Annotated in this window: 7 protein-coding genes; 6 read left to right on the top strand and 1 reads right to left on the bottom strand. The window is 60.2% G+C overall.

Annotated elements, in window-relative coordinates; translation table 11 throughout:
- On the bottom strand, positions 1-9,679 hold a 9,679-nt coding region (locus tag FJY67_02900; GenBank protein ID MBM3328406.1), incomplete at its 3' end, for a choice-of-anchor D domain-containing protein.
- A gap of 732 nt (positions 9,680-10,411) precedes the next feature.
- On the opposite strand from FJY67_02900, the gene FJY67_02895 reads away from it, so the two are divergent.
- Genes FJY67_02895 through FJY67_02870 form a run of 6 tightly spaced genes read left to right on the top strand, consistent with a single transcriptional unit; the run spans position 10,412 to position 16,316 of the window.
- Positions 10,412-10,645, top strand: coding sequence for a MerR family transcriptional regulator (locus tag FJY67_02895; protein ID MBM3328405.1), 234 nt, complete (start codon positions 10,412-10,414; stop codon positions 10,643-10,645).
- Positions 10,632-11,459: a transposase gene (locus FJY67_02890; protein ID MBM3328404.1), complete on the top strand. Its 828-nt coding sequence runs from the start codon at positions 10,632-10,634 to the stop codon at positions 11,457-11,459. The genes FJY67_02895 and FJY67_02890 overlap by 14 nt, the downstream gene beginning before the upstream one ends.
- Positions 11,452-13,800, top strand: coding sequence for a hypothetical protein (locus tag FJY67_02885; GenBank protein ID MBM3328403.1), 2,349 nt, complete (start codon positions 11,452-11,454; stop codon positions 13,798-13,800). Before FJY67_02890 ends, FJY67_02885 begins: the two co-directional genes overlap by 8 nt.
- Positions 13,801-13,817: 17 nt before the next feature.
- Entirely contained in the window at positions 13,818-14,399 is a 582-nt protein-coding gene (locus FJY67_02880; GenBank protein MBM3328402.1) for a hypothetical protein, read from the top strand.
- A gap of 11 nt (positions 14,400-14,410) precedes the next feature.
- Positions 14,411-14,920, top strand: coding sequence for a hypothetical protein (locus FJY67_02875; GenBank protein ID MBM3328401.1), 510 nt, complete (start codon positions 14,411-14,413; stop codon positions 14,918-14,920).
- 58 nt (positions 14,921-14,978) lie between these two features.
- Entirely contained in the window at positions 14,979-16,316 is a 1,338-nt protein-coding gene (locus FJY67_02870) for a hypothetical protein (protein MBM3328400.1), read from the top strand.
- The last annotated feature ends 10 nt before the right edge of the window (positions 16,317-16,326 follow it).

Here is a 16,326-nt window from a genome sequence, read left to right as displayed (position 1 = left end):
CAAACTGCCCTTCCACCGACGTCCCAACACCGACCAGACGACCCGACGGGCTGAACGCACCAACCTGGTCGCCGGTCTCGAGTTTCAGGCCGCCCAAGGAAGTCACGAGCAACGACATGTTGTGACCCGTCGAAGGCATCTCGGCCCAGTGGCCGGCCCCCGGCTGAGCCGCACCGCCGCCTACCGAAGCCTGCATCTGCTGCGGGGCCGGGTAGTTCAGCGTCACGTCGGCATCGACCTTGATCTGGTAGCCCTGCGTCTCCCGCCACGGTTGCATGTTGCTGAACCGGAAGCGCGGGTTCATAAAGCGGCCCGCGACGTCCTTCGCCAACAGCACGTGATCGATGATCGGCGACACTACGTAGAAGTTAGGTGCTGCAGCACTGAGCTGGTAGTCCGGGAAGTAGGCGATAAAGTTCCAGCCCGTAGAGATCGGAACATCGGCGTTGGGCGCGATCGGCTGACCGGTCCAAACCGTTGAGAACGCCTCATCCATCTTCACCTGGTAACCCTCGGTCAGGTTCCAGTAAGGTATGTTGTTGAAGCCGAAGCGCGGGTTGTAGAAACGACCCCGTTCGTCCTTCATCAGCACCACCCGATGGTTGTTCTGATCGCGACGCAGTTGGTTGGTCATCCGAATGACATCCGGACCTTCGTTGCGCGTCCAGAGCGCCCGGTCGGGGACGACGTTGATCGAGATCAGATTCCAGTTGGCGGTGAAGTCCACCCGGAGATCGCGCGACGTCGCCACCGCCAGCGAGAAGAAGGAGAAGGCATTAGCCGTATAGACCGACGGACCTTCATGATAGGTGGCGCGGGTGCGATGCTCCTCATCCGCGGCATCGTCCCAGAGACGGAAGACGAGGGTCTCACCGTTCCGGAACTGGCCGTTGCCACCTTCCTCACCCCAAGCCGCGAAGCCTTGAGGCTCGCCATCGGCGATCCAGACCATAGCGCCCGAGCAGACGTCGCGCGGCGAGAAGACACCGACTTCCCAACCGGTGGGAACCGTCTCGTCATCCATCGAAACGTCGTCAACCAGGAGGCTGTGGTTGGCATCGGTCTCCTCGAATCCGAAGTGCCGCAAGTCAGGCAGACCGGTCCGCAGTTGGACATGGACTGTTACCAGCGGCATTACTGGATCGTTCGAGGTAATCAGGAGATCGGCGTAGTACTCCTGCTCGTCTTCCAGATCGGAGGCGTCGAAGAGGAGGGTTGCTTCCGTCTCGCCACCGGGTGCGGTCACGCCCTCATTCGGCTCAACGGTAAGCCAACGATTCACCTCGGTGACCAGGAAGTCGAGGTAGCGGAGATGATCGCCGCGCACCATCGCCTGACCCCATTCACCGTCGCGGTTGAAATTGGCTTGCAGGAAGCCGTCAGTGCAGCCCGACACCAGACAGAACCCGTTGCCGTACTGATAGACAGCCATCACCGGAACCCGGCCCTGCTGCGAGATGAAGATCACCTGCAGCCAATCCGAGTTCTCGATGTTGTTCAGGGCGTTCTGCTGATAGACCGCGTGGAAGAACGAGTTCCCGTTCATGGCGTGATTCGGGTCCCAGTTCAGATAGTCCATCAGCCAGTTGTCTTCCTGCTCCGGAACGGTCAGACCCACGTTCTCATAGACCTGCGCCTGCCGGGTCAGGTTGCCGGGGTGAACCGGGGCGACGCCCCAGTTATTGGTGCCGGTGCACATGTAGTAAACACCGCCGCCATCAACCCACTCCGCGACCCGTGCCAGCCGCTGGTTGTAGAGTTGCGTCCAGGCATCGGACTCGTAGTTTCCGAAGTAGATGACCTGGTAGTCGTCGAGGTTGAGGTTGTCGATCTGATCGGGTGTGTTGACCCGGCGATACTGCAACCCCTGGACTGCGCGGAAGTCGTTCTCAAGGTTCCAGCCCCACGGATTGGTCTGCTGAATCAAGAGGAACGACGCATCCGGGTCGCGGCGCGGAGCGCCCTCGGCGCTGCGTAAACCGCGGCCTGATGCATCGCGGCGACGTCCGTTCTCCTGCTCGATCTCCTCGATGTCGATGGCCCAGCGAAGGTCGTCGGCACCATCTCCACCAAGGTTGCGAATCAGGAGCGGGCGCGTCACCGGATCGTCCTCGATCTGCATAACGACGCGAACCCACTCGTCATCGCCCGGAACGGTTCCGATTTCAGGCGGCGTCTGGCCTAAACCCTGAACATCGAACCAGAACCGGCCGTCATCGACATTCTCGGCAGTCGAGATGAAGGTGATGCGGCCTTCGCGCTGGCCGATGTCCTGCGGATGGAACAGGAGGTAGAAACTGGTCTGCTCCCGCGGCGCCAGTTCAATATCGACGTCGAGATCGGTCCCGAATTCATCGGGGTTGTCGATCTCTACGCCTTCGAACCGGAGCGCTTCCGTTCCGCTGTTCGTCAAGACCACCCGCAGTTGCGACTGGCCGTTCACGTAGGTGTTGGCGAAGTTCAACACTTCCGGCGCATTATCCATCGGATGCGCAATCGGGTTCGTCTGAACCGCTGCGGCACCGCGAACGTGCGCCAGGATGTTGACATCGACCTGCGGATTCGCCGGGTCGTTCGAGAAGATCGACAGGACGGCTTCGTAGTCCCCGCCAATCAGCCCGGTTGCATCGAGGGTAACGACGATGTTCTGGTCGCCGCCAGCTTCGATTTCGCCTGACTGCGGATCATACATCAGCCAGTAGAGTTCCTGCATACCGTCATCGTAGATGCGGAAGTTGGCAAGCGCGTATCCACCCTGCCAGAGGTTGTGGCCGTCGTGGACGACAGCGTCGTAGGGCTGGTTGGCGCCGCCATTGGCGAACGACACCACCCGCTGAATCGCCTGCCAGTTCTCCTCATTCACCTGGATCTGGCGGATCTGCTGAATGTTCGACTGGCTGATCCACAACTGACCCTCCGGATGACGGAAGACCCATTCAATCTGATACATGATCTGATTGTCAAGGAACTGCAGGTAGTTGCTGATCGAGCCGAGCCGCTGCCCAAGTTGGCCTTGGTCGTTCACCTCGTGGACCCGGATGTCGTAGTTCGGGGCGACCTGCTCGCGGAAGAACATCCGGCGGTTGTCCTGGTCGGCGGCAACGCCGTAGAAGGTGAAGCCGACGTTGAAGTTGCCGAGGTTGTTGCCATTAGCATCCCAGCGGTGCAGGAAGGCCTGGCCGTGCTGGTTGGAGTAGAGCACCCCGTCCATCCAGCAGCCGTCCATCGGGTTAGGCATCGCCCAGCGACGAACTTCCTGGAAATTCTGGTAGTTGTCGTGGGTATAGACGACGATCAGGCTGTTGGTGTAACTGGCGAGGAAAACGAGGTCGTTGTCCATGTCGTAGCCGACCGGCGACCAATACTGGTTCACCTGATTCGGCCCTGCAAATTGGGCGATCAAGTCACCCGGATTGTCACGGCGCGGTCCGCCTTCGGCGTCGCGCAACTCGCGCCCGCTGGCGTCGCGGCGCAGACCGCCCTCCGGCTCACGCACGATCTCGACATCCGTATCCCAGCGCAACAGCGCTTCGCCGTTATTGGAGATATTGATGACGTGCTCTTCCGACTCGCCGGTTATAAGATCGGTCTCAATCGCCTGCGGATCAACCACGATTTCAGGCGGTGAGGTCGTCGTTCCGTGCACCCGAATGGCGATGTCATCGTTGTTGTCGGCGTTCGAGGTGAACGTCATTGTGCCGGCATGCTCGCCGTTCTCCTCAGCGTTGAGGATGAAGTTGACGACCAACCGTTCGCCGGGAGCCACTTCGAAGGCATTCGGATCGGCGGAGAAGTAGTCGTGGTCGCTGTTGATGCTCTCAACCTGAAGGAGCGAGGTGCCGACGTTACGCACCGTGACCGGAATGGTGTAAGGTCCACCGGTGAAGAGGTCGGGGAATCGGGCATCCCAGCGATCCCAGTCCATGATGTCCGGGAAGCCGGCTGCTTGATCCCAAACCGCTTCGATAACCGGAACGCCGGTCACGTGCAGGAGGATGTTGACATCGACCTGCGGGTTCGCCGGATCGTTCGAAAGGAACATCAAGACGGCTTCGTAGTCGCCTTCCACGAGACCTTCGGCGTTCAGCGTGACGACCACGTTCTGGTCGCCGCCGGCCTCGATCTCGCCGTCGGTGGGATCCCAGGACAACCAGGCGTTGTAGTTCGCGAGGTAGTCGAGATACCAAATGAGCCGGGCGAGGGCGTTGCCCCAGAACCAGGCCTGGCCGCGCCAGTTGTTGTACTGGTGGCTGTCGGTTGTGCCGGTGGCAATCGCCCAACCGCGACCATAGTTATAGACCACCACCCCGATCCGATCCGGCTGTGGACCCTGACCGACGGCGATAGCCTGATAATAGTCGCTGTTCTCGATGTCGTCGCAGTTCTGACGGGTGTAAGAGGCGTGGCTCCAAGCGTTGCCTTGAAGCACCTCACCACCCCGCCACTGCATCAACTCAGCAAGGTAGTTGTAGTTGTCGGCACCTTGATCGTTGGTGACAACGACAACACCGTTGCCGTCGCCTTGCTGGTTCCGGCGGAGACCACCGACATGAACCGGAACGACGTTCCAGTTGTTGGTGCCGACGCCGTGGTAGATTGCACCGCCGGCATCGACCCACTCCTCGAAGCGCGCCCGGTTGTTGTTCCAGTTGGTGTTGAAGGCGTCGGACTGGTATTCCCGTATCCAGATCGCATCGAACTCCTCAATCGGGAAGTTCGCCATCTGACCGCTGTTGTATTGGGTCATATCGGCGCCCTGTTCCTGCCAGATAGCTTCCATCTGGTCGCCCCAACCGGCAACCTCCTTGAAGAGCGCAAAGCGCGATTCAGGCGGGTCGCGACGAGGTCCACCGCGGTTGACGCCGGGACGCAGGTTGGCAGCGCCTTCGGGCAGCGCTACCGAGCCGTCGCCCCAAATGGGGTCGTTGGTAGCCGGAACGACGCGCATCGCGGCAAACGGATTCACCTGCGCGACTTGCTCCATCCCCTCGGCGGCACGCAGACCGCGTGCCCGCAGATCGTCCCGACGGCGGGCGCCGTCCGGCTCGCGGACAATCTCGGCGTCCGTGTCCCAGCGCAATAGCGCATCGCCGTCGTTGGCGATATTGACTACGTGCTCGGACATTTCGCCGGTGTTGAGATCATCCTCAATTGCCTGCGGATCGACCACGATCGTCGGCGGCATGCTGGCATCAGCCGATACTGCCACATTGTACTGCCCATCATTCGCGGGTGCATTCGAGTGGACCGTCACCGTTCCGTCATACTCACCCGGTTCGGGCGCATTGAAGGTGAAGACCACATCCTGCCGCGCGCCCGGTGCGAGTGCAAACTCGACGGGGTCAAACGACCAGGCGTCGTTGTCGCAGGTAATGTCGCTCACCTGCAGGTCGTCGGTTCCGACGTTGACCACCCGGGCGATGATGTCGTAAGGACCGCCAGAGAAGATGTCCTGGAACGCGCGGTTCCAGTCCATCACATCGGGATAACCGATGCCGGCCGGCCAGTTAACATCGACGACCGGAACACCGGTAACATGCATCAGGATGTTGAGCACGACATCGGCATTGGCCGGGTCGTTGGAGAGGAAGTGCATATCGGCTTCGTAGTCGCCGCCGATCAAGCCGGTTGCATCGAGGGTAACGACGACGTTCTGGTCGCCACCGGACTCGATTTCGCCCTCTTGCGGATCCCAGATGAGCCAGTAGGCTTCGACAACGCCGTCATCGTAGATGCGGATGTTGCCGGGACCCCAGCCGCCGACCCAGAGGTTGTGCCCGTCGTGCATCACCGCATCGTAAGGCTGGGTGATGCCCGCCTGGAAGTTCAACACACCTGCGTCGGACGCCCAGTTCTCGGTGTTGATGTGCACCTGATAGACGTTCTGGTTCCCGTTGTTGTTGAGACCGCCCTGGCCGATCCAGAGTTGCCCGTCGGGATGCTTCGATACCCACTCCAGTGCATAGACGTTCACATTGTTGGCTGCATGCTGCGTCCAGTTGTTGATCGTCCCGATGCGCTGGCCCAGGTTGTTCCCGTCCATCTGATAAACCTGAATCGGCTGGTTGTTCGCCTGCTCCTTAATGAAGCACCAGCCCTCCTCATGGTCGAACGCGATACCGTAGGCATTGATGCCGGCGTTCATGTTGCCGATGTTGTTGCCATTGATATCGAAGCGCCAGACCTGGGTCGGCTGGTTCAGGTTGCAGATGTAAACCACGCCCTCGTAGAAGCCGCCGTCCATCGGCAGGGTCGCCTGCCAGCGGCGAACTTCGCGGAAGTTCTGGTAGTTGTCGTGGGTATAGACCGAGAGGATTTGGTTATTGTAAACGGTGATGAACGCCAGGTCGTTCTCCCGGTCGTAGCCCACCGGCGAACAGTAGATGTTGGCGCCGGCGCCCTGCGGCTGATTGAACTGCGCAATCAGGTCGCCCGGATCGTCGCGCCGCGGACCGCCGTCCGCGTTGCGGAGTTCGCGTCCGCTCGCGTCGCGCCGGAGATTCCCTTCCGGCTCACGGATGATCTCATGCGAGATCTCATAGCGCAGCAGAGCCTGGCCCTGATTGGCGATGTTGACCACGTGCTCATTGATGTCGCCGGTGTTCAGTTGATCCTCGATCGCTTGCGGATCGACGACAATGATGGGCGGCGAAAGCGTAATCCCGAGCAGGTTGATCGCTATCTCCGGATTGCCCGGATCGTTGGACGTGATGATCATCTCGCCTTCGTGCCGGCCATCATCATCGGAATGAAGGAAGAACATCAGTTCGGTGCGTTGGCCAGCCTCGAGTTCGAGCGCGGCTGGTTCGCAGTAGAAGACCTCGTTGGCGGATGCAATGCTCTCTACATTGAGCAATGCGGTGCCGATGTTGGTCAACTGCACCGGAACGCCGTAGGTGCCGGTGGTGAAGAGGTCTTCGTGGTAGGCGTTCCAGTCGATCAGGTTCTGTTCCTGCCCGAGTTCCCAGCCCAGCGCCACATCCGGCGCCCCGTGCACCAGCAGACTGATCGACACCGCCACTTCGGGATTCTGCGGGTCGTTGGTGACGATACGCAGTTCACCCTGATACTCGAAATCGAGCAGTCCGGTCGCATCGAGAGTGACGAAGACATCGACGTCGGTGCCGGCGTCAAGCACGCCCTCGGTCGGCTCCCAGACTACCCAGTAAGACTCGGCGATGCCGTCGTCGATCCGCTGGACGACCGTCTGACGGTCTTCCCAGAGACGATAAGGCGCACGCCAGATGTCATACTTGTCGTGGGTCAGTCCCGAGCGGTTGTTGCGGCCCGCAAGGACGTTGAAACTCTGCACCACATCGCAATTCCAACCGCCGTCAACGCTCAGTTGATAGAGTTGGTCGCCGCCATCGACCCAGAGTTGACCGCTCCGGTCGGCCTCAACCCACATTATCTGGCCGGTGCTCTGATCGCCGGTCTGCTCGGCATCCGGGATCCGTCCAACTTCCTCAAAGTCCGGGAACGTGAAGACCTGGATCACATCGGAGTTCTCCCAGCCCTCTTCCATGCGAATGAAGAAGTGATCATCCGTTATAGTGAAGTGGCCGCGCCACATGTTGACCGGAGCCTCGATCTGTTCGACCCGATTGCCTTCCAGGTCGAATACGTGAATGGTCTGCGGATCGCGCTGCCAGCCGTTGGTGTATAGGCGGCCATCGCGATAGGTCAGGTCCACGTAGCGGACATCGCCGAGGTCAAAGCGGTTGATGATCTCGCCGTTCTCGGGATTGAACGCGAAAATCGCCGGGGGTTCATTATGCGACATTCCCCAGATCACTTCATTGTCGGGATCCCACGCCAGACCGGTGATGCCGGGGAATTCAATATCGAACTCCTGCAGCACGTCGCCCGGATCGTCGCGCTGCGGACCGGCGCCGTTGGCTTCGCGCATTTCCCGCCCCGAGGCATCCCGCCGGGCGCCCGGCTCGCGAATACCGACGAAGTAGGATTCCCAGACGAGAGCGGCGTCGCCGGTGTTGGAGATGTTGACGACGTGCTCGCTCTGTTCGCCGGTGTTAAGTTCGTCCTCGATAGCCTGAGGATTAACCTCCACCGCCGGCGGCGCAAAACTCCGCGCGTGATAGTTGACCGTGAACTCGGGATTGACCGCCGAGTTGTTGAAGAAGATCACGCTCGACTCGACCTCGTAAGCGTCGCTCGGGCTGAAGATCAAATTGACCACCTCCCGGCGCCCCGGCGCGAGGTTGAGTTGCGCCGGTTCGGCGGAGAATTCGCCGTCGCCGAACTGGATTTCGCCCACTTCAAGGGCCGCCGTGCCGGTGTTGGTGATCGTAACCGGAACCGCATAGTTTCCGCCGACGAAGACGTCGCGGAATCCGCCGTTCCAGTTGATCATCTCGGGGTACCCGAAATCGGCGCCCCAACGAGCGGCAATGTCGGATGCGCCATGAACGAGAAGGGTAACCGCAACGACGATGTCGGGATTCTCCCGATCGTTCGAGAGAATGTGCACATCGGCGGCATACTCGCCGTCCAGCGCGCCTTCGGCATTCAGGATAATCGCCATTGCCGAATTGGCTCCGCCTTGGAGCACTCCTTCGTCCGGATTGGTCTCGACCCAACGGGTAAGGTTGGCGAGATAGTCGAGGTAGAGCGCCAGCCGCGGCAGTGCCCAGCCCCACATGCCCTGTTGAGCCCAGTTCACATACTGGTGACTGTCGGTGGTGCCCGATACAACCGACCAGCCGCGGCCAAAGTTGTAAACGACGACGCCGAGGAGCGCATTGTTCTCGTTAAAATGCGCGATCGACTGCCACCAGTCGCTGTTCTCCATGTTCTGGAACATGTCAGCGCGGAACGCCGAGTGCGTCCAGGAGTTGCCGGGCAACTGGTTACGGCCCTGCCAGTTGCAAAGTTCGGCGAAGTAACTGTAGTTATCGGCGTTGGGATCGTTGCTGATATCGACGATGCCCATCCCCGAATACTGCTGCGCGACACGGGTGATTCCGCCCGGACTGACCGGCGCGACACCCCAATTGTTGGTCCCGGTGCCGTGATAGAGGACGCCGCCGGCGTCGATCCACTCCTCAAACCGGGCCCGGTTGTTGTTCCAGGCGGTGTTGAACTGGTCCGACTGATACTCGCGAATCCAGATGACATCGTAGTCGTCGATGGCAAAGTTGCCCATTTGACCGCTGTTGAACTGCGTCATATTGGCTTCTAACTGCCCCCACATCTGCTCCATCTGGTCGCCCCAGCCGCCCACCTCCTTGAAGAGGGCATAGCGCGACTCGGGCGGATCGCGGCGCGGGCCGCCCCGCCGGACGAAGTCCAGCATTGCCATTCCGGCGCCGTTCGCCCCGTTCCCCCAGAACGGATCGGTGCTGGCGGGGACTCGACCGTCAGGGCGCGGGAAGACGAAATCGTCCAACAGCCCGGCGGCGCGCAGCCTCCGGCCCAGTGCGTCCCGACGCTGATTCGGCTCGCGGATGATCTCAATGTCCGTCCGCCAGTTAATCTGCGCGTCCCCGTCATTCATCAAATCGATGTTGAACTCCTGCAGTTCGCCGGTGTTCATTTCGGCATCGATGGCTTGAGGATCGACCGTCAACCCGGCTGATGCCGGCATCGCCAGGAGGGCGACGCAAAACATCGCGCCGAGAATGCGCGCAAATCCAACCTCTGTAGTTACACGTTTCATTCTGCAACCTCCGAGAAAGTGTGCATTCGCTGTGATGATTCTATGAAACTAATGACCCGTCGTGCCGGTGGCACTCAAACTTGGAACTCGAGCATGCACGACGCAGGCTCTGAAGTGACAATGGGACGGGCACGTCCCCTCAAAGACGAACCCCAAAGTGGCGGGCGCAGACGGCTGCCCGGCCGACTTCGCGCGGTATGGAAACTCTCAAGAGGACAAGATACTGCCAAGAGTAAGGCTTGTCAATAGTTGAAGCCACTTTTTGCACAAAAATATTGCGCCTCAACCGCTATTGTCCCATTGGGTGCGCAACTGGCTCTCTAAAGGAGTCCAGCCTACATCGCTGTTAGCCTGAAATTGAACCCTAATCCGGCGGTAAGTGTGCCGTCGGATGTCCCCATCCGACGGCGGAGCGGTCAGATGAGGACATCTGACCGCACAATTGGCTTCCACCCCAGTGGTGAAAACTGCAAACGGCTATCGCTGGATCAGGGAATTAAACTTTAGTTGCCACACTCTACCACTACTATTGACAGGAAGTTCGAGGCTTCCTATATTAAAATCGACTTTACTCTACAGGTATAGAGTGGACGTTGTTGACAATTCACGCAATTCCTTTATTTGCAAATAATTGTAGATTAGACTTAGTTCCCGGGAGCTCTCTCCCCGCGGCTTCGGCTTAACCGAAGTCCATTCCCGAATAGCCTCGCGTCACACACACGGGGGTAGAACTTGGTGTCCGTGCTCCTGATTGGCGACCTCGCGTCGCGCACCGGGCTGTCGATTCATACCATCAACTATTACATCGGACTGGGCCTGATCCGCGAATCGGCCCGCGCCGAGCGGTCGAACTACCGCATCTTCGGCGAAGACGCCCTGCGCGACCTCGAGAAGATTATCGAACTGCGCCGCCGCAGCGTTCCGATACGGGAGATCGTCGCCCGGAAGAACGATGGAATACTATGACCTGATCGGTCTGCGCGAAGAGCCATTCGCTTCGTCGCCCAACCCGCGCTTTCTCTTCCGTTCGACCGAGCATACCGAGTGCCTGAGCCGACTCGAAATCGCCATCCGCCTCCGGCGCGGTCTGGCTGTTGTCCTGGGCCGGATTGGAACCGGCAAAACGACGCTCTCCCGCACCCTCCTGCAACTCTTCCGGCAGGAACAGGAGCGCTACCGCTTCGGCCTCATCCTCGACCCGATCTTCCCCTCGGAATACGCCTTCATGCGCAACATCGTCGATCTTTTCCGGATTAAGACCCGGGCGAGATCGGTGCTCGAGTGCAAGAACGCCATCGAGACCTACCTCTTTCAGCAGGGCGTCGAAAAGAACCGGATCGTGGTGCTCGTGATCGACGAAGGCCAGAACCTGACCCCGACCTACCTCGAGTCGCTTCGCAACCTCTTGAACTACGAAACTAACGAATTCAAATTACTGCAATTAGTCATATTCGCACAACTTGACTTCCTGCCCAAACTGAACCGGAATCCCAACTTCGAAGACCGGATCACGACCAGTTATATGCTCAATCCGCTGAACGAAGCCGACACCCGGGAAATGATCGAGTACCGCCTCCGCCAGGCCGGGTGGGACGGCCAACGGATGCTCTTCACCGACGGAGCCTACAAAGAGGTCTTCGTGGTAACGCGCGGCTATCCGCGCCGGATCACCAACCTCTGCCATAACTGCATCATCGAGATGCTCCGCACCGATCGCCCCTGGGTGGACGAAGACGTCGTCCAGACCGTCGTATCGCGCGAGGTGGCGTTCAGTGGATGAGCAGCGCGAACTGGCCACCAACCGCCTGCTCGAGATCATTCGCAGCGGACGGGGCGCAGAAGGTGGAGCACCAGGCGTTTCTGAAACAACCGCACCGGTCGAGTCTCCCGAGGCGCCCGTCGCCGTCGCACGGTTTCGCACCCCGGAACCGAATGTCGTTCGCGAAGAACTTCACGAAGTCGCGGAGGCTGCACAATCCGCTGCCCCGCGCCCAACCAGTTCGGCACTGGAAGAACTGCTTAGGAAGGCTCGCAGCACCCCGCCATCGACTCCCACGCCTGAGCCGCCCCCTACCGTTGGTGGCAAGCCCATTCGGATCGAGCCTCTGGAACCACCTCGCCCCCCTTCCGAACCCGGGCCGCTCAAGAAGATCGAGGATGCTCCCGAGTTCAACGCCGCCGAACTCGAGATGCTCCTTCACAGTTCCCCGCTTCAAGACCTCTGGCGGAAGGTCGAACGGCAGTTGAAGCCGCGCCGGTCGCCCAAGTCCGATAGTCCGCCAACTTCCGGGAAAGCCTCCCCTCCCAAAGAGAAAAAACCACCCCTGCACATCGGTGCCAAAGGCAAACGCATCTTTGTCCTCGACATCGGAAGCGCAGCCGTAAAGGTCGTCGAACTGGTGCGTTCCGGAACGACGTTGCAGATCGTCGCGCTCGATCAGCGAACCATTCCGATCGGAATGCGCAAAGCCGGAGGCGGGTCCGGCTTGCTGATGTCGAAACTGATCGGCGAACTGCTGCCGTCTTCACGCCTTAAGAAAGCCGAACTGCGCGCCATCCTCCCCGACCGCTCGTCGGTCGTCCGGCGCGTAAGCGTCCCCGGTGGCGCCGCCAAAGAACTGGCCAATGCCATCAAGTTCCAGATCAAGAAAGACCTCCCTTTCGCGCTCGACACCTGCGAAGTCGCTCATCGCGGCTGGAACCCGAAGGAAAAAGGCAAACAGGAACTCGAGATCCTCGCCGTCGATGGCAAGGTCTTGAACGAGCGGATGAGTTGGCTCGAGCAGAGCGAACTCGTCCCCTCGACCATAACCGCCGCGCCGGCCGCAAACCGGGCGCTGGTGCGCGACTATGCGGGCATTCCAACCGGTCCGGGCGCTGTCCTCTGCGTTGACATCGGAGCCGCCAAGACTGCGATAAGCATCCTCGAAGGCTCTACGTTGATCTTCGCCCGAACCTTTGCCAGCGGCGGCGACGACTTCACCGCCGCTCTGACCGGCGCTCCGCTCGGCCCGAGCGGCGAGGAACTGACCGAACCGCAGGCTGAAAAGTATAAGATCGACATCGGGCTCCCCGGCGACCGCGATACTGCCCTGATGCGCGCGGCGGTCATCCTCCGCCCGGTCGTCGAACGGCTCTCGACCGAGATCAACCGCTCCCTCGACGTCTATCGCCGCGACCGGAGCGGTGCTGAGGTCAGCAAGATGCTCCTTTTCGGAGGCGGTTCGCAACTTAAGCGACTGCCTGAGTTCCTCTCCGAGAATATCGGCCTCGACGTCATCGTCGGCAGCCCCCTCTCGCGCCTTCAAGCCCATCGCAGCCGCGCCTCCGAGGTGATGGAAGCGGCTTCCGAAGCCGGCCCGGTCTATATGCCGGCGCTCGCCGTCGGACTCGACGACGGCAAGTCGCTCAGCATCCTCCCGGCTGCGCTCAAAACCCAACTGAAACTAAAGGCCGCCCGCGCTGTCATCACCCCGATCCTGCTCGGCTTGATGGGACTCCTGACGCTGTTCTACGCAAGCGCCCTCCGCCGCAGCGTTGTCGTCGAGCGAGACTATGAGAAGGTCCACGCCGAGATCGCCGACCTCGATAAGGTGCGCGGCCAGTTCCTCGAAGCCGAAGCCCAAGTTCAGGACCTGACCCGAGCTTTCGCCGAACGCCGCCAGGACTTCGAGTCGATCCGCATCGGCGAACCTGAAATTCCGCGTTACCTCAAGGCCATCTCGAACCTCGTGCCGGATAACATCTACCTCGTCCAGATGCAGACCCTCTTCGTCCCCGAGGTCGAAGAGAAGTCCTCCAATACGAAGAAGAGCAAGTCTCCCGACGAGCCTGCGGGGTTCAACATCGGCGACATCCTGACGTCGTTCTCCTCAGCTTTCGGAAGCCCGCTCACAGCCGGCGACGACAGCGTTCGAGCCAGGATCAGCAAGAGACCTATCTTCGGTAGGGTGCTCGAGTTGGAAGGCAACCTCTACCCTCAGGGCCGCCTGACCGATGTCCAACTGGTCGATTTCGTTTTTACCCTCGAAAACTCCGGCCACTTTCGTGATGTCGCCGTCGATTCGGTAGCCGTTCTTGCCAACGGCAGACTCCGCTTTCGCATCCTCTGTGGAATATAGCATGAGAGGCGCGTAAAGTGGCTTTGACCAAGGCTAAGTTAGGTCCCCGCGAGGAGTTGATCCTCTCCGGGGTGATGGCGATTGGCGCTGTGGTTGCCTGGTATTTCCTCCTCTACGGCCCGGTCGCCTCCGCTACCAAGGAAAAGGAAGTCCTGCTATCCAGCCAGGAGGACTCCCTTGCAGCCGTCAATCGTTACAAGATTCAGACCGCTGCGCTCAATTTGAAGATCGAAGACCTCGAAGCCGAGACCAAGGTCTGGGACTCGAGGTTTCCCCCCCGCACCGAGATCGTCGAACTGGCGCAAGCCATCATTCAATCTGCTCGCAATAACAACCTGACGCTGCTCGATATGAAACCTTCGCTGTTTGAACTCTACGCCCTCGAAAAGGCGGGAGCGCAAATGAGCGGCCGGCATGTGATGCAGGTACCGCTCAACGTCCAGTTCGAAGGGCGTTATCTCGATCTCGGACGGATGCTCGACGGCGTGGCCGACCTGCCGTTCAATATGACCATTGCGGATGTGGGGATTCTCCCCATCCCCAATCGCTACCCGATGCTCGATTGCAAGTTGCGGCTCTTTCTTTATGTTCACCTTTAGACGGCAGACCGGTGGCGATTAAGAAGAACGAGAAGATAATGATCGCCCTTATCGGCGCGGCGGCGGCTTACTTTCTTATCGACGACCCTTACCGGTTCATTTGGAAGAAGCCCGATCCTCCGCCGGAAGCGGCAGCAGATACCGCCAAAGCGCCTCCTCAAGCGCCCGGTGTGCCACTCGGCGGAGCTGGCCCCTCCGCCCCGGCCGGGAGCGAGCCTGCAACTCCGGTTGTCGAAGCACCCAAACGCCCCCGCCGCGATCCGGTCGTCTTTGCCAATTGGGGCCGCGACCCGTTCGTGCAGGTGCAGCGTCATATCGACGACGCCGAAATGGTCGCCGGAATGAAACTCGGCGGTATATCCGTCAAAGGGCGGGATAGATACGCCCTGATAAACTCGCGCATCGTCCGGGTGGGCGATGAAATCGAAGGGATGATCGTGGAACGGATCGACAGCGACCGGGTCTGGCTCTCCAAGAGCGGACGCTCCTATACCCTCACCTGGGGCGGAGGCGCGCAATGATTGGACGCTGCCTGGCCTCTCCGGGCGTACTGATGGAGCGCCTCCGGTATCACCGGGGATGCCTGTTTCGGTTCATCTTTGCCTGGAACCTATTCCTCTCTTCGGGGCTGGGTGCCCTTGCCGCTACAAAACCGGCTTCCGCCACCGACAACATCCTCGACGGGGTCGTCGAATCGGTCGAGTTTCACGACGCGCGATCACCGACATCCTACGGCTCCTGGCAAGGCAGCACGATCTCAACTTGATCATCGGCCCCGACACAATGGGGGTCGTATCGCTACGCTTTTCCGGAGTCACGCTCCGAGCCGCACTTGACGCGATCCTCCGCGCCAAGGGCTACCAGTATCAAGTCTTCGACAACATCCTGCTGGTCTCAGCGCCCGATTCACTCGAAAAAGGTCGCGGCTTCGGAATGGAGACCCAACTGGTTAAGTTGAAGTTCAGCGATGCCAGCGACATCAAGCGCGCGGTGGACTCGGCACGAGTCCTCTCGCCATGGGGCAATGCCAACGTCTATGCCCGAGCCAAAGGGGGCGCCGCCAGCACCGGCGCCGGCGCGCTGGCGCGCTCGGACATTCTGCTCATCACCGACCGCGCGCCCAATATCAAGCGCGCTCTCGAACTGATCGAAGGCCTCGACCGTCCGGTGCGTCAGATCGCCATCGACGTCCAGTTCGTCGAGACCACCCTTGGTGACGATCAGCAGATGGGCATCGACTGGCAGCAATTGCTCAAAGCACAAGGCAACTATCAGGGACGCACCGAGTGGAATCTCGGCGGAGCAATCGATGCTGCGACCGGTGGAGCCGTCCAGTTCGGCTCGCTGGCAACGACCCAGTTCAACGTCACTCTGGAACTTCTGCTCCGCGAGAACCGGTCGAAACTACTCTCCCAACCCCGTCTGACCACCATCGAAGATCAACCCGCTACGATCTCCGTCGGACTCACCACCTGGATCAGTCAAACCTCGGGCGCCGGCGGAGCCGCCGGTGCGCAGATCACCTTCACCGAGCGCACCGTCCCGATTAAATTGGAAGTGGTGCCGCACATTCTCCATAACGACCGGATTATGCTGGAACTGAAACCTCAGGTCGAGGAGATCACCGGGTGGCTGGAAAGCGGCGGCAGCCGCCTCCCGCTCATATCGACCCGCCAGGCCGATACCCGCATCGAAGTGCGCGACGGCGGAACCGCGGTCATCGGCGGGCTAATTCGCGACCAGAAAATCTGGGAAGAGAAGCGCGTCTGGCTGTTAGGTTCGCTGCCCTTGATCGGGCCGCTTTTTCGCCATCAGGTCGATCACAAGGAACGATCCGACCTCTCGATCTTCATCACGCCTCGCATCCTGAAGGATGACGTCCCTGTCGAAGCCGCCAAAGAGCCGACCAAGAAATGAAGAGTGTTGA

The organism is Calditrichota bacterium, assembly GCA_016867835.1.
In the GTDB taxonomy this organism is placed as follows: Bacteria; Electryoneota; AABM5-125-24; order Hatepunaeales; family Hatepunaeaceae; genus VGIQ01.
Note: the sequence above shows the minus strand (reverse complement) of the source record. Positions and strands in the feature narration are given on the sequence as shown.

Excerpts from the sequence above, each read along its gene's own strand:
- FJY67_02890 (MBM3328404.1), top strand. The coding sequence starts at position 10,632 with ATGGAATACTATGACCTGATCGGTCTGCGCGAAGAGCCATTCGCTTCG.
- FJY67_02870 (MBM3328400.1), top strand. The coding sequence starts at position 14,979 with ATGCCTGTTTCGGTTCATCTTTGCCTGGAACCTATTCCTCTCTTCGGG.